This window comes from Clostridium sp. ATCC 25772, from assembly GCF_001573875.1.
Lineage (GTDB): Bacteria > Bacillota > Clostridia > Clostridiales > Clostridiaceae > Clostridium_J > Clostridium_J senegalense.
The window spans coordinates 1-24547 of the sequence record NZ_LFRG01000051.1; the positions used below are offsets into that span (position 1 = coordinate 1).

General features: G+C 27.2%; 21 protein-coding genes and 1 riboswitch. All 21 genes read left to right on the forward strand.

Translation table 11 applies throughout. From position 1 onward, the window contains the following. Window positions 1–388 precede the first annotated feature (388 nt). Window positions 389–1123 carry a TVP38/TMEM64 family protein gene (locus AZI32_RS14635; protein WP_061996525.1) on the forward strand — a complete coding sequence of 245 codons (735 nt, stop codon included), beginning with the start codon at window positions 389–391 and terminating at the stop codon, window positions 1121–1123. Between the two features lie 187 nt (window positions 1124–1310). Continuing rightward, the gene (locus AZI32_RS14640) at window positions 1311–1583 is read left to right on the forward strand and encodes a co-chaperone GroES (protein ID WP_061996526.1); all 273 of its coding nucleotides are present in this window, start codon (window positions 1311–1313) and stop codon (window positions 1581–1583) included. Window positions 1584–1635: 52 nt separating this feature from the next. Further along, window positions 1636–3261 carry a chaperonin GroEL gene (groL, locus tag AZI32_RS14645; RefSeq protein WP_061996527.1) on the forward strand — a complete coding sequence of 542 codons (1626 nt, stop codon included), beginning with the start codon at window positions 1636–1638 and terminating at the stop codon, window positions 3259–3261. 473 nt (window positions 3262–3734) lie between these two features. After that, entirely contained in the window at window positions 3735–5390 is a 1656-nt protein-coding gene (locus AZI32_RS14650; RefSeq protein WP_061996528.1) for a GspE/PulE family protein, read from the forward strand. Between the two features lie 184 nt (window positions 5391–5574). Further along, window positions 5575–6774: a type II secretion system F family protein gene (locus tag AZI32_RS14655; RefSeq protein ID WP_061996529.1), complete on the forward strand. Its 1200-nt coding sequence runs from the start codon at window positions 5575–5577 to the stop codon at window positions 6772–6774. 293 nt (window positions 6775–7067) lie between these two features. Beyond that, window positions 7068–7487, forward strand: coding sequence for a type II secretion system protein (locus AZI32_RS14660; protein WP_061996530.1), 420 nt, complete (start codon window positions 7068–7070; stop codon window positions 7485–7487). A gap of 86 nt (window positions 7488–7573) precedes the next feature. Further along, the gene (locus AZI32_RS14665; protein ID WP_061996531.1) at window positions 7574–8002 is read left to right on the forward strand and encodes a prepilin-type N-terminal cleavage/methylation domain-containing protein; all 429 of its coding nucleotides are present in this window, start codon (window positions 7574–7576) and stop codon (window positions 8000–8002) included. Window positions 8003–8060: 58 nt separating this feature from the next. After that, window positions 8061–8807: an A24 family peptidase gene (locus AZI32_RS14670; protein ID WP_061996532.1), complete on the forward strand. Its 747-nt coding sequence runs from the start codon at window positions 8061–8063 to the stop codon at window positions 8805–8807. A gap of 12 nt (window positions 8808–8819) precedes the next feature. Beyond that, window positions 8820–9908 carry a pilus assembly protein PilM gene (gene pilM / locus AZI32_RS14675; RefSeq protein WP_061996533.1) on the forward strand — a complete coding sequence of 363 codons (1089 nt, stop codon included), beginning with the start codon at window positions 8820–8822 and terminating at the stop codon, window positions 9906–9908. 2 nt (window positions 9909–9910) lie between these two features. Beyond that, window positions 9911–10447, forward strand: coding sequence for a PilN domain-containing protein (locus AZI32_RS14680; RefSeq protein WP_061996534.1), 537 nt, complete (start codon window positions 9911–9913; stop codon window positions 10445–10447). 1 nt (window position 10448) lies between these two features. After that, the gene (locus AZI32_RS14685) at window positions 10449–11171 is read left to right on the forward strand and encodes a hypothetical protein (RefSeq protein WP_061996535.1); all 723 of its coding nucleotides are present in this window, start codon (window positions 10449–10451) and stop codon (window positions 11169–11171) included. 13 nt (window positions 11172–11184) lie between these two features. Next, complete coding sequence (locus tag AZI32_RS14690; RefSeq protein ID WP_162266744.1) at window positions 11185–11649, forward strand: prepilin-type N-terminal cleavage/methylation domain-containing protein; 465 nt, start codon at window positions 11185–11187, stop codon at window positions 11647–11649. 5 nt (window positions 11650–11654) lie between these two features. Further along, entirely contained in the window at window positions 11655–12515 is an 861-nt protein-coding gene (locus AZI32_RS14695; protein ID WP_061996537.1) for a prepilin-type N-terminal cleavage/methylation domain-containing protein, read from the forward strand. After that, window positions 12515–14191 (forward strand): hypothetical protein, encoded by a 1677-nt coding sequence (locus AZI32_RS14700; protein WP_061996538.1) that lies wholly within the window; start codon window positions 12515–12517, stop codon window positions 14189–14191. Before AZI32_RS14695 ends, AZI32_RS14700 begins: the two co-directional genes overlap by 1 nt. Before the next feature lie 182 nt (window positions 14192–14373). Continuing rightward, window positions 14374–14471: riboswitch (purine riboswitch) on the forward strand. A gap of 263 nt (window positions 14472–14734) precedes the next feature. Further along, window positions 14735–16186: an IMP dehydrogenase gene (gene guaB / locus AZI32_RS14705; protein ID WP_061996539.1), complete on the forward strand. Its 1452-nt coding sequence runs from the start codon at window positions 14735–14737 to the stop codon at window positions 16184–16186. A gap of 407 nt (window positions 16187–16593) precedes the next feature. After that, window positions 16594–18123, forward strand: a complete 1530-nt coding sequence (guaA, locus tag AZI32_RS14710; protein WP_061996540.1) for a glutamine-hydrolyzing GMP synthase — start codon at window positions 16594–16596, stop codon at window positions 18121–18123. A 160-nt stretch (window positions 18124–18283) separates the two neighbouring features. Further along, complete coding sequence (locus AZI32_RS14715; RefSeq protein WP_061996541.1) at window positions 18284–19714, forward strand: glucose-6-phosphate isomerase; 1431 nt, start codon at window positions 18284–18286, stop codon at window positions 19712–19714. After that, window positions 19641–20075, forward strand: coding sequence for a YaiI/YqxD family protein (locus AZI32_RS14720; RefSeq protein WP_061996542.1), 435 nt, complete (start codon window positions 19641–19643; stop codon window positions 20073–20075). Before AZI32_RS14715 ends, AZI32_RS14720 begins: the two co-directional genes overlap by 74 nt. A 416-nt stretch (window positions 20076–20491) precedes the next feature. Continuing rightward, window positions 20492–22498 carry a triple tyrosine motif-containing protein gene (locus tag AZI32_RS14725; protein WP_061996543.1) on the forward strand — a complete coding sequence of 669 codons (2007 nt, stop codon included), beginning with the start codon at window positions 20492–20494 and terminating at the stop codon, window positions 22496–22498. Window positions 22499–22796: 298 nt separating this feature from the next. Continuing rightward, window positions 22797–23141, forward strand: a complete 345-nt coding sequence (locus AZI32_RS14730; RefSeq protein WP_061996544.1) for a hypothetical protein — start codon at window positions 22797–22799, stop codon at window positions 23139–23141. Between the two features lie 76 nt (window positions 23142–23217). Continuing rightward, on the forward strand, window positions 23218–23910 hold the full coding sequence (locus AZI32_RS14735; RefSeq protein ID WP_061996545.1) for a lytic transglycosylase domain-containing protein: 693 nt from the start codon (window positions 23218–23220) through the stop codon (window positions 23908–23910). The last annotated feature ends 637 nt before the right edge of the window (window positions 23911–24547 follow it).

The following is a 24547-nucleotide window of genomic DNA, read 5'->3' on the forward strand; positions in this document are numbered from 1 at the left end:
GCTCCAATTTAAATTTATTCATCAAATTTTTGTTATCAGTTGAGAAAAATAAGTACAAATATAGTTAGTTAAGAATTATGAATTAAGAATTAAGAATTTAGGATGAAAGTGGCAACCACTTTCTGAAAATGATTTTAAAAAATATATCAATATAATTTGCTTTGCAAATTTATAAAAAGATATGTTGAAAATTACTAGGAACGAAGTGAGTAGTAATAACCACAATTGTTCACTATTCACTCTTAACTTTTAACTAAAATAATCTGTTAGTTATTGAAAAAATATTAATTTGAGTTTTCTCATTTGATAAATGAATAAGTTTAAGATTTAATTTGGAACTTTATATAAATGAAAATTTAAGATTAGAAACCTATACTAAAGATTGGTGGTGGAGATTATTAGCAGAAAAATTGAAAACTTTTTAAAAAAATATGGTGTTCACTTATTTTTCGCTGTGTTTACCATTATAACAATAATTGTTGGATATGAATATTTTTCCAAATATGCCTCTGCATTTAAAGATCCGGATAATATAAAAAATGTTATACTGTCATACGGTGCTTATAGCTTTTTAATTTTTATAGCTTTACAAGTTATACAGGTTGTATTTTTTTTCATACCAGGAGAAGTAGTTCAAATTGTAGGTGGATATATTTATGGACCAATTAAAGGTTCTTTATTATCTATAGTAGGAATAGCTTTAGGTAGTGCAATAGGATATTTAATAGCAAGATATCTAATGAGAGAACAAGTACAAAAGATGATAGAAAAAAGAGATTTGAAATTGTTTAAAAAAATATTAACTAGAGGAAGTAATAAGCTAGTAATATTTTTTGTATATCTTATACCAGGAATTCCTAAAGATATTTTGGTATACTTATGTGGTGTTTCAGATATAGATTTTTTAGAGTTCTTAATATATTCTACATTAGGGCGACTTCCATGGATTATAGTATCTGCATTATTTGGGAATGGAATAGGTGAGAGAAATTATGTTACATTAACTATTATAGCTATAGTTTCCCTAGGATTTTTTATTTTTGGAGTGTTAAAAGGAAAAGATCTTCTTAATAAATTTCATAAGATAAAAAATAAAAAAAGTTCAAAATTTCACAAAAAATAAAATAATAAGTTAAATATGAGAAAATGGAAGAAAATAAAAGTAAATTAAAGCTAATTAATGATAAATACGGCTTTTAATAAGCAAAGAAAGTTTGAAATTAAAGTGTTGTTTATTTATTATAATAATATGATTAGCACTCTGCAAAAGAGAGTGCTAATAAAATAAATATTTTTAGGAGGTCATAGTTATGGCAATAAAACCACTTGGTGATAGAGTAGTAATTAAAAGAATAGCAGCTGAAGAGGTAACTAAGAGCGGTATAGTTTTAACAGCAGCATCAAAGGAAAAGCCACAAGAGGCAGAGGTTGTTGCAGTAGGACCTGGCCTTGCTGATGCTAGAATGGAACTTAATGTAGGAGATAGAGTACTATTTTCTAAATATGCTGGAAATGAAATAAAGCATGAAGGACAAGAATATATAATACTTAAGCAAGAAGAAATACTAGCAATAATTGAATAATAATATAGTGAAGATAAAAATAGAAATAAATTAGTAATTGGAGGGTATTAAAATGGCTAAGACAATTTTATTTAGTGAAGAAGCTAGAAGATCTATGCAAAGAGGTGTGGATATATTAGCAGATACAGTTAAAGTTACACTTGGACCAAAAGGAAGAAACGTTGTTTTAGATAAGAAATTTGGATCACCACTTATAACAAATGATGGTGTTACTATAGCAAGAGAAATTGAACTTGAAGATGCTTTTGAAAATATGGGAGCACAACTTGTAAAAGAAGTTTCAACAAAAACAAATGATGTAGCAGGTGATGGTACAACAACAGCTACATTATTAGCTCAAGCAATTATAAGAGAAGGTTTAAAAAATGTAACTGCTGGAGCAAATCCAATGTTAATAAGAACCGGAATAAAAATGGCTGTAAATGTTGCAGTTGAAGAAATAAAGAAATATTCTAAGCCAATAAGTGGTAAAGAAGACATAGCTAGAGTTGCAGCTATATCAGCAGCAGACGAAGAAATAGGACAATTAATATCTGATGCTATGGAAAAAGTAGGAAACGAAGGCGTTATAACTGTTGAAGAGTCTAAATCAATGGGAACAGAGCTTGATGTAGTTGAAGGAATGCAATTTGATAGAGGATATTTAAGTGCTTACATGGTAACAGATGCAGATAAAATGGAAGCTAACTTAGAAGATCCATACATTTTAATAACAGATAAGAAAATAACAAATTTACAAGAAATACTTCCAGTTTTAGAGCAAGTTGTTCAACAAGGAAAAAAATTATTAATAATTGCTGAAGATGTAGAAGGTGAAGCTTTAGCAACATTAGTAGTTAATAAATTAAGAGGAACATTTACTTGTGTAGCTGTAAAAGCTCCAGGATTTGGTGATAGAAGAAAAGAAATGCTTCAAGACATAGCTATACTTACTGGTGGAACAGTTATAAGTGAAGAACTTGGATATGAATTAAAAGATGCTTCAATAGAAATGTTAGGAAGAGCTGAAAGTGTTAAGATTTGTAAAGAGAACACAACAGTTGTTAATGGAAAAGGATTTAAAGAAGATATAGCTAAGAGAGTAAATCAAATTAAAGCTCAAATAGAAGAAACAACTTCAGATTTTGATAAAGAAAAATTAAGTGAAAGACTTGCAAAACTTGCAGGTGGAGTTGCTGTAATTAAAGTTGGTGCTGCAACAGAAACAGAACTTAAAGAAAAGAAATTAAGAATAGAAGATGCTTTAGCTGCGACAAAAGCTGCAGTTGAAGAAGGAATTATAGTTGGTGGTGGAACAGCTTATGCTAATATAATACCAGTTATAGAAAATTTAACATCAGATATAGAAGATGTTCAAGTTGGTATAAATATAATAAGAAAATCATTAGAAGAACCAATAAAACAAATAGCTATAAATGCAGGTCAAGAAGGTGCTGTAATAGCTGAAAAAGTAAAAATGTCTGCACCAGAAATAGGATACGACGCATTAAGAGGCGAATTTGTAGATATGATAAAAGCTGGAATAGTTGATCCAACTAAAGTTGCAAGAAGTGCACTTCAAAATGCTGCATCAGTAGCTTCAACATTCTTAACAACAGAAGCTGCAGTTGTAGATTTACCAGAAAAAAACAGTCCAGCTCCAATGGCTCCAGATATGGGCATGGGCGGAATGTACTAATATAAATTAAAAATATAAAAATAGAAGTCGCTTTTCAGCAACTTCTATTTTTTTTCAGTTACACATAATCAAATAAATAATAAGGCGATATTATCATAAATATGTGACTATTTATTTCTTTTTATATACCTTATTGAGGTTTATAAGAAAATATGATAATTTAATCTTAGAATCTAAATACAATTTAAAGTATTTTTTTCAAAAAACAGTAAAATTTATAATAGGTGTGTAATAGTATATAAGTAGAAAATGATTTTGAATTAAGGATTTGGAAGCTAAGATTCTTATTATTACTTGGTCACTTTTAATAAGAGGAGCTAATAGTGAACCCACTCCAAATTAAACATTAAATTTAGTTTAGCTAAAATGTTTAATTTATTGGAGTGGGTTATTTTTTATTAATGCAAATAATTATTTTATTAGGGTTTTTATCGAAAATAAAACATTGTATATAGATATAAGGACGTGTGATGATGGGTATTAAGAAAAGAAGGTTAGGAGATTTATTATTAGATGAAAATAAAATAACTAAAAATCAACTACAAGTTGCACTGAATAATCAAAAAACAGAGAAGAAAAAGTTAGGTGAAATATTAGTTGAAATTGGAGCAATATCTGAAGATGAGATATTTAATATTTTAGAAAAACAATTAGGTATAGAAAGAGTTTACTTAGATTCTATTAATCTTGAAGAAAAGATAGTGTCTATAATTCCTGAGAATATAGCTAAAAAATATAATGTGATAGCTATAGATGCAGATGAAACAGAAATTATTGCAGCTACTTCAGACCCACTTAATATATTTGCAATAGAAGATATTAAAATAATAACAGGAAAAGAGGTACGACTTTTAAGCTCTCCTAAAAGTGAAGTTGAAAGAGCTATAAATAAGGTTTATAGCAATATAGTGGAATACAGTTCTAATAGTAAAGAAGAAGTGGATTTATTCAATAGTGAAATTATGGATTCTCCTATAGTAAAAACTGTTAACTGGATTATTGAAAATGCTATAAATGCTAAGGCATCAGATATTCATATAGAACCTTTAGAAGGTAGAGTAAAAGTTAGATTTAGACTAGATGGGCAGTTAAAGGAAATAATGTCCTTAGAAAAAAAAGATTTAAATGCAATAGTTGCGAGAATTAAAATACTTTCGTCCTTAGACATTGCAAAAAAGAGAGTACCACAAGATGGCCGTATATTAACTAAGGTTAATGGTATAGATATTGACCTTAGAGTGTCAACTCTTCCAACTGTAAATGGAGAGAAGATTGTTATAAGAGTGCTAGATAAAAGTGCTAACAATATATCAAGAAATAATTTAGGGTTAGATGAAAGCGATGAAAAAAAATTAAGAAGAATAATTTCAAAACCACATGGAATAATTCTTTCAACAGGACCTACAGGAAGCGGTAAATCAACTACCCTTTATTCCATATTGAAAGAGCTAAATGATGAAAGTAGAAACATAATTACAATAGAAGATCCAGTAGAATTTTCTATAGAAGGAATAAATCAGGTAAATGTTAATTACAAAACAGGGCTTACTTTTAGTTATGGACTAAGGTCTATATTAAGACAGGACCCAGACGTTATTATGGTTGGAGAAATTAGAGATGCAGAGACATCTAAAATTGCAATGAGAGCAGCTATAACAGGACATTTAGTTTTAAGTACATTACACACTAATGATGCTCCATCAACAATAATAAGGCTTATAGACATGGGAATAGAACCATATCTCATAGCTACATCTATTGTAGGGGTTATATCTCAGAGGCTTATAAGAATAGTTTGTCCCAATTGTTCAGAAAATTATGAAGCTACCAGTTATGAAAAAAAGTTACTAAATATAGATGTTAATGAAAAAGTAATTATTAAAAGAAAAATAGGGTGTAATAAATGTAATAAAACTGGATATAAGGGACGAGTTGGTGTTTTTGAAATTATGGAGATAGACCAAGAAATTAGAGAGTATATAACAAATGGAGAAAGCATAGATAATATAACAAAATTAGCAATAGAAAAGGGTATGACAACCATAAGAGATGCCTGTATATCTAAAGTGTTAGATAAAACAACCACAATAGAGGAGCTAATAAGAATAGCCTATTTAGAAAACAATTAATTACTAATAGAGGAACTAGTCCCTCTAGTTATGGCGTATAAAATTAAAACAATTTGTTGTTTAGGTATTTTAACAAAATTGAGTGATAGAAAGATATTTATAAAATTGAAAATGAACAGTTTACAATTATATTTGAAGATGTAAGAAAAATTATATATAAAAAACGAGAAAGAGAGGTGATAGTTTGTCAAAGTTTAAGTACGTTGCAGTTAATGGATATGGTGTAGAGCGTAATGGCATCATAGATGCAGCTAGTAAGGATGAAGCTATGGAAAAACTTATTGAAAATAATATTTTCCCTAAAGATATAAGTAAATATAGGCAAGGACTTGATATAAAAAAGCATTTTCATAAGGTTACTTTTAAGGATATAGTTGTTTTTTCAAGGCAGTTTGCTTTTATAATTAATTCTGGTTTTCCTCTTTTGGATGGAATAACTGTAGTAAGGGAACAGATGAAAAACGAAAGACTAAAAGAAATATTGCATCAAGTATATATAGGAGTTGAAAAAGGTGGTTCTTTAGGTGGAGAATTAGAAAAATATGATGAGTTTCCTGACCTATATGTAAACATGGTAAAATCCGCAGAAACCTCAGGAAATTTAGGTGAAATATTGGATAGATTAGCAGAGTATTATAATACTCAATACAAAATAAAGAAAAAGATTGCATCTGCAATGACTTATCCAATGATAGTATTTGGAGCCTCTCTTTTAATAGTGTCTTTTATAATAATTTTTATATTACCAAGATTCATTGAAAATGTTATAGATGGTGGTGGGAAAATACCATTTATTACTTTAATTTTTATGAACATAAGTAACATAATAATAAATTATGGAATATTTATTATTATCATAGGAGGATTTTTACTATATAAGTTTAAAGAAAAACTAAAAAACAATAGGGCTATGGCAATAAAATTAGATAGAAAAAAATTAGATAGACCTATATTTGGTAAATTAAATAGAATGGTTATTGCTGCTAAATTTTCAAGAACTTTAGGCACCCTTTTAGTATCAGGAATTGGGATAATAGAAGCTTTAGATTTATGTGGTAATGTTGTTGGAAATAAATACATTGAAAATAAAATGGAAATAGTTAAAGAAAGAGTAGAAAAAGGAGAAGCCATAGGAAATAGTATAAAAAATATTGATGTATTACCGCCAATTCTTATTCAATCCATAGTGGTTGGAGAAAGAGGTGGAAATCTAGATGAGATATTGGCTAAAACAGCTGTTTTTTATGAAAATGACGTGGAAATATTAGCAACACAATTAGCATCTGTAATAGAGCCGTTAATAATAATTTTTTTAGGTGGATTAATAGCTATCATTGCAATATCTATGTATTTGCCACTGTTTAGTATGTATAATGCCGTGTAATGGTAAAAGTTGTATTTAAAGTTACTATTTGGCTAGTTGATGATAAAAAACTAATAATGTTATAGGGAAACAAGCTCAAATTTAAATTTATTCAATAACTTTAAAATATTTTCATACAATATGTAGTGTTGAATTCTAAGTAATTCAGAGCATGTCTCACTATTTTAGGTATCCAAGTTTTGGGATGAATAATTTTAGAAGTCAACTTGGAACACTATATAGTTGGCAATTGAAAATGATAGATGAAACTGAATTAGTCAGTTTCTTTAAAAAATAGGAGTTGTAGTTTAATAATGATTGTATATAAGAGAAGGGCAAAAGGATTTACCTTAATAGAGTTAATTTTAACTGTTGCTATAATTTTAATTTTAAATTTAGTGATTGTACCTAGTGTTATGGGATACAGACATTATGCAAATAAAAAAGCTATAGATGGAACTTCAAAAATTATTTTAAATGCTGTAGAACTTTATAATTCTGAAAGTGCAATGAAATTCTCAGATGATGAAATAACCAGTGACATGACTATAAGTGATGTTAAAGGCTACTTATCACCGTTATTAAGAGATGAAGATATAAAAGAAATAGATAAATATATAGATTCTGATGTAACTATTAAAATATTAAAAGAATTTTCAAATGATAACAATGAAGAATTTTATTGTGAAGATCACGAAAAACTAGAAAATACTTTTAGTTGTAATAAAAAATAAATTTTTAGTTTTGATTGTTTTTTAGGGAAGTTTTTTTACTTACTCTAAAATTTCAATAAAAATAATTTTAAAGGGGATGTGAATGGATGAAAAATAAAAAGAAAAAAGGGTTTACCTTAATTGAACTTTTAGCAGTGGTTGCTATAATTTTAATTCTAGCTTTAATAGCTCTACCTAGTTTAAAAGGCTATAAAGAAAGAGCTAATGTGTCTCAAGCAGTTGCATCATCTAAAGTGTTAGTTAACGCTGTAGATACGTATAATGCAGCATATGCAGGTGAAGTTGGAAAGAATGGAAATGTAGCAGACACAATATATGAAGACTACAAAATATCGAAAATATTAGAGGAATCTCACACTTATGTTGACAGTTATATTAGTGAACAAGAGCAAGGCAAATTAAGAAAATTAATAAGTACTGATCTAACAGTTGAAGAGTTGAGAACTTTTGTTTCAGAAAATGGAAACTCAGAAAATATCATATTTAAAGATGGAAAAGTGGTATTAGGAAAATAAGTGTGATGAATTTGTAACTCCTTTAAAAAGGAGTTACTTTCTTAAAAGGAGGGTTATTATGAGTTTATTAGTTTTTATTTTAGGCATTGTAATAGGCAGCTTTTTAAATGTTTGTATATATAGAATTCCAAGAGGAGAATCTGTAGCTTATCCACCATCCCATTGTTATAACTGTAATAAAAACTTGAAATGGTATGATTTATTTCCAATAGTTAGCTATATATTTTTGAAAGGAAAATGTAGATATTGCAAAGTGAAAATATCTATTCAATACCCTATTATTGAGCTCTTTACTGGAATTATATATTTATTAATTTATATTCACTATGGGTTAACTTTAAATATGTTTAAATACATAATTTTAGCTTCATTTTTTATAGTTATTGGAATTATAGATTTAAAAACTACAGATATATATGACATAACAATATTAAATCCAGCAGTTATAGGAATTATATTTTTAATATATGAATATTATATAGGGCTTTCTATATCAGGAAATATTATAGGAATATTACTGATGCTTTTTATAATTGGAGGTTTAATTTTGATAACTAAGGGAATGGCGATTGGCGATTTGGAAATGTATTTACTTGTACCACTATATATGGGATTAAAGAATTCTATATTAGTTTTACTTTTATCTATTATAATTGGTGGGGTTTTCGGAATTGTACTTATTTTAATTAAAAAGAAAACAAGAAAGGACTATATTCCCTTTGGTCCATATATAACTATAGCAACTTTAATAGCTATGTTATATGGAGAAAACATAATTAATTGGTATTTAAATTTGATTATTTAGGGGTGAAGGTTATTGGATAAAAAGGAGAGGATCTGGCAAAAGGATATTAAAGATATATTTAAAATAAATAAGAAAAAAAAAGAGAGTGAAGAAGTAAAGAAAAATACTAAGCAAAGGGTAACTATAGATATAAATGAAGACACTATAGATATTTTAGTTGGGACTAAAGAAGATATAGTACACTGGGGAAAGCTAAAAACTCCTAGTAATGCTTTCGAAAGTGGATTTATAAAAGATGTAGTTAAAATAGGAGAGTCTATAAAAGAATATTTTAAAATAGCTCATGTTAGAGCTAAGGATGTATATTTCATTGTTCATGGTGATGACATAATAACAAGATATTTGGAGTTTCCTATACTTGGAGACAGGGCTATGGATACTGCTGTAAAGATTGAGATACGTAAAAGTTATCCAGATAAAGAGAGTTTATATTATTATAGTTACCAACTAATTGAAAATGTAAATGAAGAAAAGGCTAGCATTGGTAAATACATGGTAGTAATGTGTAAAAGAAGCAAAATAGACAAGTATGTGGAGCTTTCAGAAATCCTTAAGTTGAATCTTAAATGTATTGATTTATCAAGTAATTCCCTTAAAAGAGTTATAAGCAGTAGTAAATACACTAAAAATTTAAATTATATAGGATTGCTTAGTATACAAAATAACGAAACTACATTAGCTATAATAAATGACAATTTGCTTCAAATGGAAAAGAGAATAAATTTTGGAGTATCAAATATAAGAAGAATTTTAGAATTAAGTGATAAGGAAGTAAAAGAAAAACTAAAAAACATAAATTTTAATAGTATAAAACCTCTAGATTATGAGGGTGAGCAGGTTAAAGGATTATTAGATACTTTAAGTACTGTACTAAACGGAGTTATAAAATTTTATTTTTCTGGAAGGGCTGAAAATAATCTAAATAGAATGTACGTATTAGGAGATTTAAATCATATAAAAGGAATAAAAAATTATTTTGAAAACTATTTTGAAAATGAAATTGTGTTTATTGATGATTTGAATATTAATATAGATAAGGAAAATGTGGTTAACTTAATAGATTATGTTAATTGCTATGGTTTGTTACTTAGGGAGGATTAAAAATGAGAGAATTAAATTTAGTACCTAAAGCAATTATAGAAAATCAGAAAAAAGGGAAAAAGAAAAATTTAATTAACAGAGGTATAGTATTTCTAGTAGTCATTTTTATAGGAATAAACTTATTTTATTTTATAGAATTTCAAAGATTAAAAAAGCAAAATAATGACTTGACCGTGACTTTAGAAAAATATGAAGAGGTATTAAAAGAAGATGAAAAAGTTTCAAAGGAAACAAAAGAGATAATAAATCATATTGAAAAAGTTAATCTTTTAGAAAGTAAAAAAAATAATATGACATCAAAAATAATAAAAAATTTTCAAAAGGAAATTCCCAAGGATGTTGTTATAGAAAGCTTTAATTATAGTGGTAAAGCAATATCAATTTCTGCATCAAGTAAAAGTTATAATTCGGTATTAGAATTTTGGGCAAATATAGAGAATAATCATGTTTATAAAGGGATAGAGCTGCCTGCTATTAGTGAAAATAGTGATAAAAGTTATAGGTTTAATGCAGTTATAGAAATGGTGGAGGAAAATTAGCGTGAGAGAATTAAAAAAATCAGAGAAGGTGTTAATATCTATTCTTATATCTTTGCTTTTAATACTTGTAGTATCTAAGTTAGCTATATTTCCATATAGATTAAATGCCATATCTTTAAAAAGTCAGGTGGAAGAGAAAAGAAAAAAACTTGATTATGCTGTAAGAACACAAGAACAATTAGAAGATAAGGTAGCTAGTTTAAATAAATTTAAAAAAGATCTTAATAGTTCAAGTAAAAGACTACCTACAGGAAGACAAACACCAGATATAGCTAAGGAAATACGAGAATTAGCTGAAAAAAATTTAATAAATCTTGTAGATATAAATTTTGAAAGTATAGAAAATAATAGTGACGTTATAGAGGGAGCTGAAGGGGAAAATACAGTTGAAAAAGCAGCAGATTTAATAAATGATGTTACAAAAGATGAAAAAAAAGAAAATAAAAAAAATGATACGACTAAGAAAAATACTGAGGTTAAAGTAGATAGCATATATGTGAATTTCACTGTTATAGGAGATTATAAGCAAACTTTAAATTTTTTAGCTAATGTTGAAAATAGCCAAAGGATTTGTGAAATAAATGCAGTAGCAATGACCGGTAATAATCCTACTAAAACTAGTGTTAGAATGGAATTTTTCTTTAATGAATTAGAAGGTGAATTAGGCAAATATAAGCATGACTTTAATAAAGGTCAGTATGGAAAAGAAAATATGTTTAAGTAAGTTGGTGAATAGTTTGAAAGGTGTTAAAAAAGGATTCACATTACTTGAGGTAGTTATATCAATGGCTATAGTGGTTGTAGTTTTTGCTATTGTGTCATCAATATATAGTAGTATAAATAAAAACTTAAAAATCTATGAGGTTAGAGAAAAAACTTTTAATTATACAAATACAGCAGTGGAGATGTTAAAAAGTAAGAGTATAGAAGATGTTGAAATGTTAGATGGAAAAGATGTAACAATATATTTTAATAATTATGAGGAATTAACAGAATCTATAGAGGAAATAGAGAATTATGAAACAAAAAAAAATGATATATGTGATAAAGGTAATTTTGCTGTAAATATTAAAATAAATAAAATTATAAATAAAAAAGAGGACGCCTTTTGTAATTACGAGGTGAAAGTTGCTACATGGAAAATGAAAGGTAAGGAATTTTATAATGGAAAATCATCTATGACTTTTGATATAGGTAGGTAGTTTTTATGAGAAGAAATAAAGGAATAACTCTTATTGAGTTAATTGTAACCATGGGGATTTTAATGATATCTGTTGGAATGTTCTTTCTAATATTAAAAAGCAATTTAAAGGTTTTTGATAAGATAGGTAATAAATATAATGTTAATAATAATTGCAAAATAGCCTGTAATCATATTTCAAACATTATAAAATATGGGGATAAAATTATAAGTGGTGATGAAATTAATAATAATCCAAATTTAAAATTTTTAAATAACAATAGTAAAGAAAAAGTTGTTTTTTATATAGAGGGTAGCAATATAGAAAAGGAAAATCAAAGACGATTTTTATATACATTGAAGGAAGATAAAAAGAATGAAAATATAACCAACTTATATAGATATGAGTATATGCCAATAGAAAATAGAATATTTAAACCAATGGAAAATAGCAGATATTTAACTGATGTAGAAAGAAAAAATTACTTAACAAATAGTGAAGAAAGTAGATTGAAATTAAATGAAAAAAATTCAGCCTATATTAATGGAAGTTTAGCTAAAGTAATAGATAAAAGTAGTGTTTACGATGAATATATAATATTTCAACCATATAAAAGCAACGTTATTATGGCTATTTATTTTGATACAAATAATATACTTAAAATAACTTCTGTACAGGAAATTCCATTAAATGAATATGAAAATTATAACAAAATAAAAGAGCAATCACAGGGCGAAAAAATCATAGCTTACAATATAAAAAGCATAGAAATTAAAAATAATGGACTACAGGTAACTATAAAAGTAGAGGGTGGTTGCAGAGAAAAAGATGAAAAAGTAGAAATTAAAGATAAGGTTGTGATAGATAGAATGAGGGGGTCTATGTGATGAAGAAAAAGGGCTCAGCATTAGTTACTGCTTTAATTACTATAATTGTTATATTTGTTTTAGCATCTACACTTTTATCTTTTAGTTTATCTAGTTATAAAGCTACCACTTATATAGAACAAAGCAAAAAATTAAATTTAACAGCGGAATCAGGAATAGATAAAGCTTATAATGAAATGAAAAATTATATAGTTGATAAAACGGATATTTTATTAGAACCTAAAAAGTTTGACCCTGTAGTTATTGGAGATAATGGAATGCTTTTATTTGAAGATGATAATATAGAAAATAAAGTTATTTTAAAAAGCTCACATGAAAATAAAATAACTGATATAAAAACAGGAAAAAAATATTATTATATTAAAGTTAAATCTATAGCTAAAAATAAAAAAACTAATGAAACTGTTACTTTAGTTCAGTATATAGACAGAAGTGAAATATTGAATCCTTATTTTAATAGAATGTTTAATAGTGCTTTTTCTGTTATATCTCCGTTAAAAGAAAAAAATACAAGAATTATTAATGGAAGTTTGAACAATATAGATAATTACTTTGATTTATTTAAAGGAAAGCTGAATATATCCGGTGATGTATTTATACAAAAAAATAATATAGTGTTTAAGCCTAGTGGAAGTATGAATTTGTTTGAGGATACGAATTTGTATTTAAAAGGAGAAAATATAGAAATTGATGATAGTGAAAATATAATTACAAGTTTAAAGGGCGGATTACTTTACGAAGATAATGGAAAAGTAGAAGAAAATCGAAAATATTGGAAGCAACTAAAATTAAAAGAGTTAAAAAATTTAAATTTTAAGGAAAATTTAAAAGAAGGTAATATAGAATATAAAGATTTTGATAAATTAACTTTAGAAGATTTAAGTAAGCCACATTTAAAAGTCGGTGGTGAGGATATTCAAGTTTTTGATGAAAAATATAAATTTATATCCTATGAAGATATCTCTATGAAATATGAAAAACTGTTAGAAAAGGAAAAAAAGGATATAAAAAAAGAAGATCCATATTTACAAAACCCATATGTAGGACAAGAGTTTGTTAATATAAAAAGTAATATTGACAATAATCAACTACTTATAGAATTTAAAGGAAAAACAAAAAATGGTGAAAAAATAGATTTTAACAGATTAATAAATGGAGGAGATGCTAAAAATCCATATAAAGATTTTGCAGGAATAATAGATGATAATCCTAAAAATAATGATGGTATATATGAGCATGCTGTTGAGGAATTGAGGAAAATAGATAAGTATAAAGACAATTATCTACAAACTTATGGCAATGTATATAAACTTATAATAATAGATGGTGATTTAGTTATTCCTAGTAATAGCAAAGAAAATTTTATAAATTATATAATTTATTGTACTGGAACTGTTACCTTTGAAGGGGCAAGTGAATTTTATAATTCATCTATATTTGCAAAGAATATAATTTTTAATCAAAATAACAATTTGGAAAGTGACAAATATAATATGATAAATTTCAATGGAGTAAATAGCTATAAATCTAAAGAGCATATTGTCAATGAATTAAGTGAGAAATTAACAGATTTCACTCCAGAATTTAAAGGTTTTATTCATAAAAACTTAATAAATTCACTAGATGGATATAAAGAAGCATTAGAGTTTAATGTTATAAAAACAGAGAAATTTTAACATCCGTCAAATGTGTATTATTAAATCCTATGATATTAATATTTTCAATAATTATAGAGAAATATAGGTTTAAAATTTGGTCTTATATTTTCTTTAATATAAATTAAATAAAAAAAATATCAATTTGGTTGTTGACAAATTGTTAATTATTAAATAAAATAATTAACAATAGTTAAGCGCAAACAAAATTGAACATACTAACTCATATATCCCTTGAATATGGCAAGGAGTATCTACCGGAAACCAATAATTTCTGACTATGGGTAAAATTAGAGAACCTATTTTAGAAGTGGTCAAATTTCTATATAAAATAGGCAAGACTAGTTTTACTTATAATATAGTAAAACTAGTCTTTTGTTCTTTTATAAGATAATCTGGGAGGAAGAATTTATAATTTATATATTATAGGAGAGGTTACTAATAGTGTGTAATTTTTAAAAAGAATTTATACACTAAATCTTTTAAAAATTCTTTCCAATTAAGTCTAACAGTTGATTTAAAGAGATATAATGGATAAAAATTAAGAATGAGGAGTGATTTTAAATGGCAGTTATTTTAAAACAAGCATATACATTTGATGACGTATTATTAGTTCCAAATAAATCAGAGGTTTTACCAAAGGATGTTACTTTAAAAACTAATCTTACAAAAACTATAAAATTAAATATGCCACTTATGAGTGCAGGAATGGATACTGTTACTGAAGCTAAAATGGCTATAGCTATGGCTCGTGAAGGTGGAATAGGTATTATACATAAAAATATGTCAATAGAAGAGCAAGCGGCAGAAGTTGATACTGTAAAGAGACAAGAAAATGGAGTAATAACAAATCCATTTTATTTATATCCAAACAATACTTTAGAAGAAGCTGATAAAGTAATGGCAAGATACAGAATATCAGGAGTGCCAGTAATTAAAGAAGATAATACATTAGTTGGAATAATCACTAATAGAGATATGCTGTTTGAAAAAGATTTTTCAAGAAAAATTGAAGAAGTTATGACAAAGGAAAATTTAATAACAGCAAAAGAAGATACAACTTTAGAAGAAGCTAAAGAAATACTTAAAGCACATAAAATAGAAAAACTGCCATTAGTAGATAAAAACTTTAAACTAAAAGGTTTAATAACAATAAAAGATATAGAAAAAGTTAGAATTTATCCAAATGCAGCTAAAGATGTAAAAGGTAGACTTTTATGTGGAGCAGCTGTTGGAGTAACAAAAGATATGATGGAAAGAGTAGATGCTTTAGTTGAAGCAGAAGTTGATGTAATAACTATCGATACAGCTCATGGTCATTCAAAGGGTGTTATAGATGCAGTAAGAACTGTAAAAGTTAAATATCCAGAACTTCAAATTATAGCTGGTAACGTTGCTACACCAGAAGCTACAAAAGAATTAATCGAGGCTGGTGCTGACTGTGTAAAAGTTGGTATAGGACCAGGTTCAATATGTACAACAAGAGTTGTTGCAGGCGTTGGAGTTCCTCAATTAACTGCAGTAATGGATTGTGTAGAAGAAGCTAATAAATATGGAGTGCCTGTTATAGCAGATGGTGGTTTAAAATATTCAGGAGATATAGTAAAAGCATTAGCAGCAGGAGCTAAAGTTTGTATGATGGGTTCTATGTTTGCTGGTTGTGAAGAAGCTCCAGGGGAAACTGAAATATACCAAGGAAGAAAATATAAAGTTTATAGAGGAATGGGCTCATTAGGAGCTATGGCAGCAGGAAGTAAGGATAGATATTTCCAAGAAGATAGTAAAAAATTAGTACCAGAAGGTGTTGAGGGAAGACTTCCATTTAAAGGAGCTGTTGTTGATACAATATTCCAATTAATGGGCGGAATACGTTCAGGAATGGGATACTTAGGATCACCAACTTTACAACAATTATTTGAAACTGCTAGATTTGTTGTTCAAACATCAGCAGGATTAAAAGAAAGTCACCCACATGATATCTCAATAACAAAAGAAGCACCAAACTATAGTTTATAGTTTAGTAGAGGGTGGATATTAAACTGAGAAGAGGTTTAAATAGTAAGAAAAATATGATATGCTATTTAATAAATATAGTGAATCAAGCTGGAATTTAAATTTATTCGTTAATTATATATAAGTATTTATATATATTTACTTTTAAATTTAAGAAATTTTGAGCATGACATCACTGATGCGAATATCTGAAATTTTCAATGTATAAGTTAAAATATAAGTTTCAAACTATATATAGGGAAACAAGTGCGTATTTAAAGTTATTCATTAAATAATAAAATATTATCATTAAATGATGGATAACTTAAAAAGTCAACTTGTAACCCTATATTCAGTTAAAAAATGGATACAAGTAATTTAAATATAAATAAACTATAGTTTCATAAGAAATTAGAAAAGGGAGGCCTATGATGAGCAGAGAACTAGTTTTAGTTGTTGACTTTGGTGGTCAATATAATCAACTTATCGCAAGAAGAGTAAGAGAAAATAAAGTATATTGTGAAATAGTTCCATATACAATTTCTGCTGAAAAAGTTAAGGAATTAAATCCAAAAGGAATAATTTTTACAGGTGGTCCAAACAGTGTTTATGGTGAGGATTCTCCACAGGTAGATAAAGAGCTATTTGAGCTTAACATACCTATATTAGGAATATGTTACGGTGCTCAACTTATGTCTCATATGTTAGGTGGATGTGTTAAGACTGCAACTATAAGAGAATATGGAAAAACAGATGTAGAACTTACAACTAACAATAAGTTATTTGATGGAATAACAGAAAAACAATGTTGGATGAGTCATACAGATTACATAGAAAAAGCACCAACAGGCTTTGATATTATAGGATATAGTAATCAATGTCCAGTGGCTGCTATATGCAACGAAGATAAAAAACTTTATGGAGTGCAATTCCACCCAGAAGTTGAACATACTTTATTTGGTGCAAAAATGTTAACAAACTTCTTATATAATGTTTGTGAGGTTAAAGGCGATTGGTCAATGTCTTCTTTTGCAGAAGAAAAAATAAAAGAAATAAAAGAATTAGTTGGCGATAAAAAAGTTTTATGCGCTTTATCTGGTGGAGTAGATTCATCAGTAGCTGCAGTTCTTGTACATAAAGCAATAGGAAAGCAGTTAACTTGTGTATTTGTTGATCACGGTCTTTTAAGAAAAGATGAAGGGGATCAAGTAGAAGAAGTATTTAGAAAAGGTTTTGATATGAACCTAATAAGAGTTAACGCACAAGAGAGATTCTTAGGCAAACTTAAAGGTGTAAGTGATCCAGAAAGAAAAAGAAAAATAATCGGTGAAGAATTTATAAGAGTATTTGAAGAAGAATCAAATAAACTTGGAGATATAGACTTCTTAGTTCAAGGAACAATATATGCAGATGTAGTAGAAAGCGGAACTAATACTTCAGCTACAATAAAGAGTCATCATAATGTTGGAGGACTTCCAGAAGATATTAAATTTAAATTAATTGAACCATTAAGAGAATTATTTAAAGATGAAGTTAGAGCAGTTGGAGAAGAAATAGGAATTCCTCATAATTTAGTATGGAGACAGCCATTCCCAGGTCCAGGACTTGCTATAAGAGTTCTTGGTGAAGTTACTGAAGAAAAATTATCTATAGTAAGAGAAGCCGATGCAATATTCAGAGAAGAAGTTGCATTAAATGGACTAGAAAGCAAGATATGGCAATATTTTGCTTGTCTTCCAAATATCCAATCAGTTGGAGTTATGGGTGATGAGAGAACTTACTGTCATACAGTAGCACTAAGAGCTGTAACATCTTCAGATGGAATGACTTCTGATTGGGCAAGAATACCATATGAAGTTTTAGATAAAGTATCTAGAAGAATAGTAAATGAAGTTAAAGGGATAAACAGAATTGTTTATGATGTAACTTCTAAACCACCATCAACTATTGAGTGGGAATAAAATTAAATAGCCAAAACATATATAAGCTTATGTTCTTTATTGATTTAAAGGACATAAGCTTTTTTTATGTAAAAGTATAATATTTAATTTTTCAACATAAATTAATAAAGTATATAAAAATATACAAATTTTAAAAGTAATTAATTTAGTTGGAGGATTTATGAATAATATAGAGGTAGATTTTTCAAAATGTTATCCTTATCTAAAGAGTGAAGAAATTTTAATTTTTGATAATATGACAAGAGAAATTCATAACATGATGCATAATAAAAATTGTATAGGAGGTGAATACTTGGGTTGGCTAAATTTACCTAGTGACTTTCCAAAAGATGAAATAAAAAGAATAAAGAATGTAGCTGTAAATATAAAAAATCATTCTGATGCTTTTATCATAGTAGGAATAGGTGGTTCTTATTTAGGCGCTAGGGCAGTTATTGAAGGATTAACGCATACATTCCATAATAGCTTACCTAAGAGTGAAAGAACGGCACCTAAAATTTATTTTGCAGGTAATAATATTAGCTCAACATATCTTTCAGAAATATTAGATATGGTTGAGCATATAGATTTTTCTATAAATGTTATATCTAAATCAGGAACAACTACAGAACCAGCTATAGCTTTTAGATTTTTAAAAGATGTGTTAGAAAAAAAATATGGAAAAGATGGCGCAAGAGAAAGAATATTTATAACTACTGATAAGAACAAAGGAGCTATGAGAAAACTTTGTGATGAAGAAGGCTATGAAAATTTTGTAATACCAGATGATATTGGCGGAAGATACTCTGTTCTTACATCAGTGGGATTACTGCCTATTGCAGTTGCTGGGATTGATATAGAAGAACTTTTAAAAGGTGCAGAGGATGCAAGTATTGAATATAATAATTATAACTTAGAAGAAAATAGTTGTTATAGATATGCAATTGCAAGGCATCTATTATATATGAAGGGAAAATTTATAGAAATTATGGCAACATATGAGCCTTGTATGAATTATTTTGGTGAATGGTGGAAACAATTATTTGGGGAAAGTTTAGGAAAAAACCACACAGGTATATTCCCAGCTACCGTTAATTTTTCTACTGATCTACATTCTATGGGACAATATATACAAGAGGGATTAAGAATATTTTTTGAAACTACGATAAATATAAAAGAAACTAAAAGAGAACTTGTTATATTTAATGATGAAAAAAATATAGATGAGCTTAATTTTCTAGAAGGAAAGACTATAGATTATATAAATAAAAGAGCTATGGAAGGAACAGAACTTGCTCATAATCAAGGGGAAGTACCAAACATAACAATAACAATACCAAATTTATCTCCATATTATGTAGGTTATATGATATACTTTTTTGAAAAGGCATGTTCAGTGTGTGGATACTTAATTGGTGTTAATCCTTTTGACCAACAAGGTGTTGAAAATTATAAAAGTAATATGTTCGCACTTTTAGGTAAACCTGGATATGAAGATAAAAAAATAGAATTAGAGATGAAATTAGAGGAAATGAATAATGAAAATTTTAGTAGATGCAGATGCATGTCCTGCAAAACAAATCATAGAGAATGTAGCAAAAGAATATGGTAAAGAATTAATTTTTTATTGTGATATAAATCATGTTCTAACGATAAGTTATGGAGAAGTAAAATATATGGATAGTGGATTTCAAAGTGTAGATATGAAAATTGTAAATGAAGTAAGTGATATGGATATAGTTGTAACACAGGATTATGGTGTAGCGGCTATGGTTTTAGGCAAGAGGGCTTTTGCTATAAGTCCTAAGGGTCATATATATTCAAATGACAATATAGATAAACTACTATTTGAAAGACATATAAGTGGAAAAGTAAGAAGAGGTGGTGGAAAAACCTCTAATCCGAAGAAAAGAAAAGCAGAGGATGATGAAAGACTATATAAAAACTTGAAAAAATTAGTATCTACTTCATAGTATATAGTTTAAAGACTGACTTTCAGTATTGTATAGGGAAATAATCGTTAAATAAGTTAAAATTAATAAAAGTATTAAGGGATAAGCATAGCAAACTATCCAGTTATGCAGACGTCCCTTTTGTTATTATAGAGTTACGATGGGTAATAATTAATAAGGTTTATTTGAAACATTAAATTTAATATATTAGCCTTATATAGCTCTTTTCTATTTTTTGGAATTATAGTATAATAAAATATAATATGTAAAATCTTAATATGTAAAATCTTAATATGGTATTCAGATAAATTTTAAACTCACTGCTATGGGTTTTTATATATAAACAGTAAATAAGATAACTTTTCTAAATTTTTAAATAAATACTATTTTAGAGGAGAAAGTTAAAGTATAAAGGGTTGAGGAGGAAAGCTGCTATAATGAACGAAATGAATATTATTACAAACTTAGAAAGTCCTCAAGAAAAAGGCAAAGAAATTACTATTAAAGTAGAAAATCAAATAGAAAAAAACTTAATGTATAAATTTTTAATTGGTAGTGATGGAACTTGGGAAACTATTAAAGATTTTAGTTTAGATAATTATGTTGTTTGGAAACCTATAGTAGACGGAAAATATATAATTATGGTTCAGATAAAAGTTCAAGGCAGCAAAAAATCTTTTGATTATATCTCAAGAACGGACTTTATTGTTGGAAAATGTGAAGAAAAACTTATTAAAAATATATACCTAGATAAAGATGATGTAAAAGTAGGGGAAAAAGTTACTGTTACAGCAGAAAGTGATTCAGCATCAGTATTATACAGATATTGGATTAAAGATAATTCTAAATGGACTTTAGTTAAGGATTATACGGTAGATAATAGTTTAACCTATACTCCTAAATTTCAAAGTGATATGGAATTACTCGTAGAATGTAAAAGTATATATTCAAGTAATTTATTTGATGATTTTAAATCAATAAAATTTCAAGTAAGTCCAATATCTAAGCTAGAAATAACTAATTTAAAATGTTTAAACGAAACTTTATTACAAGATGAAGAACTTATTTTTGAAGTTGAAGCAAACCAAGATGAAAGTAGAGTTGTTCTATTTAAATTTTTACGAATAGATGAGGAAGGCGAAGTATTTTGTCTACAAGATTATTCAACCAAAAGACTACTTAGTTACAAAGAAGTTAAGCATGGAAATTATAAAATATTATGCTTGGCAAAAGATATGTATTCTCCTAATGAATTTGATGATAGAGCGATTATACATTATAAGGTGTATCCATATGAAACAATAAAACTACTTAGTTTTACAACGGATGTAAGTTCTCCACAGGTTACAAAAAGTAATATAAGCTTAAAAGCAGTTGCAGCTGGAGGCAAAGATCTATTATATAAATTTGTTATTGACGGAAATGAAAGTAAGACAAGTAAGTTTACTAAGGAAAATAGTTTTTTGTGGCAACCTACTAAAGCCGGAAAGTATAAGTTAGAAGTGTATATTAAAGATAGATCTTTTGATGAAGAATATGAAATAAATGATAGTATATATTTTGAAATAGAAGAGGATTATTTAGATAATATAAAAATAGAAGAAGTTATACTTGATAGAAAAAGGCAATTGTTAATACATGAGCCTATAAATATTAGAGTTATTGCAACAGGGGGAATTAATTTAAAATATAGCTTTATAGTTAAGCTAAAGGATAAAATAACAGAAAAAATAGATTATAGTGATGAAAATACTGCTTATTTTGCACCGGAGCAAATAGGTCAGTATGAAATAGAAGTTAGAATAAAAGATGCTAAATCAAAAAGAGAATATGATGCTCATTCTATATTTTATGTGGATTGTTATGAATATATTCCAGCAAAAATAGATTATGTTTTAGCAGAAATAAAAGAATTTTATTTAATTGGACAACCTATATTTTTGGAATGTATATGTGAAAACACCTTAAATACACTAATAAAATATGAAATAAAAATAAATAGTCACGAGGTTGAAAAGAGTGATTATATAGAAGAAAAGAAATTTAAATTTGTACCTCGCTGTGAGGGAAAATATGTAGTTGATATTATGGCGAAAAATAAATCTAGTAAAGAAGAATATGATCATAAAAAAACTGTTGTGTTCAATGTTCTAGATAGCAAACCAATTACAAACTGTAAAATTTATCAAGAAAAAGAAACATTAAGGTGTAATGAAAGTATAAATTTTAAAGTTAATTGTGAAGGTGGAAAAGATAGAGTATATGAATTTTATTTAATGGAACAAGGTGAATGGAACTTAATTCAAAGATATAGTAAAAAAGATTATTATACTTTTATACCTTTCAAAAAAGGATTTTATAAAGTATTGGCATTAGTAAAAAGTAGTAGTAAAAAGATTTCTTATGAAGATTATGAGTTAATAGAATTTAAAGTTAACGGTTGAAAATATTAAAATAGAAAGATTTTTTTAGCGACAAGGTCATATTAGTGGAAAATTTATTTAATTGATAATGTATAGAGGAAACTGGACTACCAGTTTCTTTAATTTTTAATGAAATAAAATTTATAGTAATGAAAAAGTACAAATAGTATGAAAGAAGTTAAGGTGTTCTATAGGGAAACAAGCATGTGCGTAAAGCTAAGCCATATTTTTCATGTTTTTCATAACTTTTTTAGTTATAAAAACAAATAAAAAAGCCACTCCTAATAGTATGTTAACCTAAAGAAAGGAGTGACTTTATATGAAATTCATTAATAGTATTAGTAAAATTTCAAAAAATATAAGTGTTTTTTCTGAAAAAAGATTAAATAAAATTGCTAAAGAAGTAGGCTTTATTCAAAGACGTAGCAAAATAGATGGAAATATGTTTTTTAAACTATTTACTTTTGGTGCATTTAGTGTTGATAATCTTTCTTTAAGAAGCTTATCCGATTTCTACGAAAGAATTGATTCAAGTAAAGAAATAACTAGACAAGGATTAGAGAATAGACTTGAAAAAGGTAGTGAATTTTTAGAGAAAGTTTTAAAAAACCCTATAGAAGAAAAACTAAAATTAAAAAGTATTTTACAGGAAAGGCTTAATTAAGTTGATGTTAGATACGATAATTTAAAGTATAGAGAATATTTAAATTAAAATTTTTTAAGTTAGTGGGGTGAATGATTTGGCAACAGATGGAGTAAACGGCATTCAACAAAAAAATATGGATAATATGTTACAAGTTATGATGATGACAAAAATGATGCAGGGTAGTGGAGAAGAAGGTGGTCAAAGCTATAATATGGTATTTGGAAGCCTTTTAAATGCTATGGCAGAAAAAAGTGCAAGAGAAAATAGCTATCAAAATCAAATTAATAATGACTTTACAAATATAACAGAGATGATATTAAGACCAGATTTAGCAATGAATAATATTAATAGTAGCACAAATAGTAATGTAAAGGTAAGTGAGGATCTTATTAGTGACAATCCGGAAATTGAAAACGCTATAAAAACTGCTTCTAAAAAATATGGTGTAGATGAGAAACTTATAAGAACAATAATAAAAATAGAATCTAATTTTGATCCTAATGTTAAGTCTTGGGCTGGAGCCATGGGGCTTATGCAATTAATGCCTGAAAATGTTAGTTATTATGGTGTTGAAAATCCATACGATATAAATGAAAATATTGATGCAGGAACTAGACATATAAAAGACTATTTAAATATGTATAATGGAAGTCTTAAAATGGCATTGGCAGCATACAACTGTGGACCTGGAACTATGCAACAAAGAGGGGTAACTAGCATGGCTGATTTTAATAATCTTCCATTAGAAACTCAAAACTACATAGATAAAGTTGGTAAATATTTATAAGTAAATTTCAGACTAATATTTAAAAGTATTAGTCTTTTTTTATTTTAACTATAGTTAAAAATTAAAGAATAAACTTGATTCTACTTTCTTTTAATCTAATTATATAATTTGTTTTGGAAATTTATATAAAACAAAAAATACGTTTAGTATTACTAGGAACAGAGTGAGTAGTAATAGCCACAACTTTTAACTATTCACTATTAACTTTTAACTATAAAAATCTCATTTGTGACGGAGGTAAAACTATAAAATATTGCTTACTTAGGAGTTTTACATAGTTAATATGTAAGAGTTAGTAAATATAATTTGAATTTAGTTATATAAATTGGTAGAATCTAAACTTAGTGATGAATTTTTATAAAAGATTATTTGATTAAAAAATTTTAGAATTGAAATTTAGGATAAAAATGTATTTTAATTATTTTAGATTATGATAGAGTTTAATTTTAAAATTATATATAGAAATAGAAAGGTATAGGGAAACAAGCTCCAATTTAAATTTATTCAATAACCTTAAAATATTTTTATACAAAATATAGTGTTGAATTCTAAGTGATTCGGAGCATGTCTCACTATTTGGGGTATCCAAGTTTTGGAATGGATAATTTTAAAAGTCAACTTGGAACCCTATATAGGG

Excerpts from the sequence above, each read along its gene's own strand:
- AZI32_RS14730 (WP_061996544.1), top strand. The coding sequence starts at position 22,797 with ATGAAATTCATTAATAGTATTAGTAAAATTTCAAAAAATATAAGTGTT.
- AZI32_RS14665 (WP_061996531.1), top strand. The coding sequence starts at position 7,574 with ATGAAAAATAAAAAGAAAAAAGGGTTTACCTTAATTGAACTTTTAGCA.
- AZI32_RS14695 (WP_061996537.1), top strand. The coding sequence starts at position 11,655 with ATGAGAAGAAATAAAGGAATAACTCTTATTGAGTTAATTGTAACCATG.
- AZI32_RS14700 (WP_061996538.1), top strand. The coding sequence starts at position 12,515 with ATGAAGAAAAAGGGCTCAGCATTAGTTACTGCTTTAATTACTATAATT.
- AZI32_RS14715 (WP_061996541.1), top strand. The coding sequence starts at position 18,284 with ATGAATAATATAGAGGTAGATTTTTCAAAATGTTATCCTTATCTAAAG.
- guaB (WP_061996539.1), top strand. The coding sequence starts at position 14,735 with ATGGCAGTTATTTTAAAACAAGCATATACATTTGATGACGTATTATTA.
- AZI32_RS14650 (WP_061996528.1), top strand. The coding sequence starts at position 3,735 with ATGGGTATTAAGAAAAGAAGGTTAGGAGATTTATTATTAGATGAAAAT.
- guaA (WP_061996540.1), top strand. The coding sequence starts at position 16,594 with ATGAGCAGAGAACTAGTTTTAGTTGTTGACTTTGGTGGTCAATATAAT.
- groL (WP_061996527.1), top strand. The coding sequence starts at position 1,636 with ATGGCTAAGACAATTTTATTTAGTGAAGAAGCTAGAAGATCTATGCAA.
- AZI32_RS14680 (WP_061996534.1), top strand. The coding sequence starts at position 9,911 with ATGAGAGAATTAAATTTAGTACCTAAAGCAATTATAGAAAATCAGAAA.
- AZI32_RS14725 (WP_061996543.1), top strand. The coding sequence starts at position 20,492 with ATGAACGAAATGAATATTATTACAAACTTAGAAAGTCCTCAAGAAAAA.
- AZI32_RS14670 (WP_061996532.1), top strand. The coding sequence starts at position 8,061 with ATGAGTTTATTAGTTTTTATTTTAGGCATTGTAATAGGCAGCTTTTTA.
- AZI32_RS14660 (WP_061996530.1), top strand. The coding sequence starts at position 7,068 with ATGATTGTATATAAGAGAAGGGCAAAAGGATTTACCTTAATAGAGTTA.
- AZI32_RS14720 (WP_061996542.1), top strand. The coding sequence starts at position 19,641 with ATGAAAATTTTAGTAGATGCAGATGCATGTCCTGCAAAACAAATCATA.
- AZI32_RS14640 (WP_061996526.1), top strand. The coding sequence starts at position 1,311 with ATGGCAATAAAACCACTTGGTGATAGAGTAGTAATTAAAAGAATAGCA.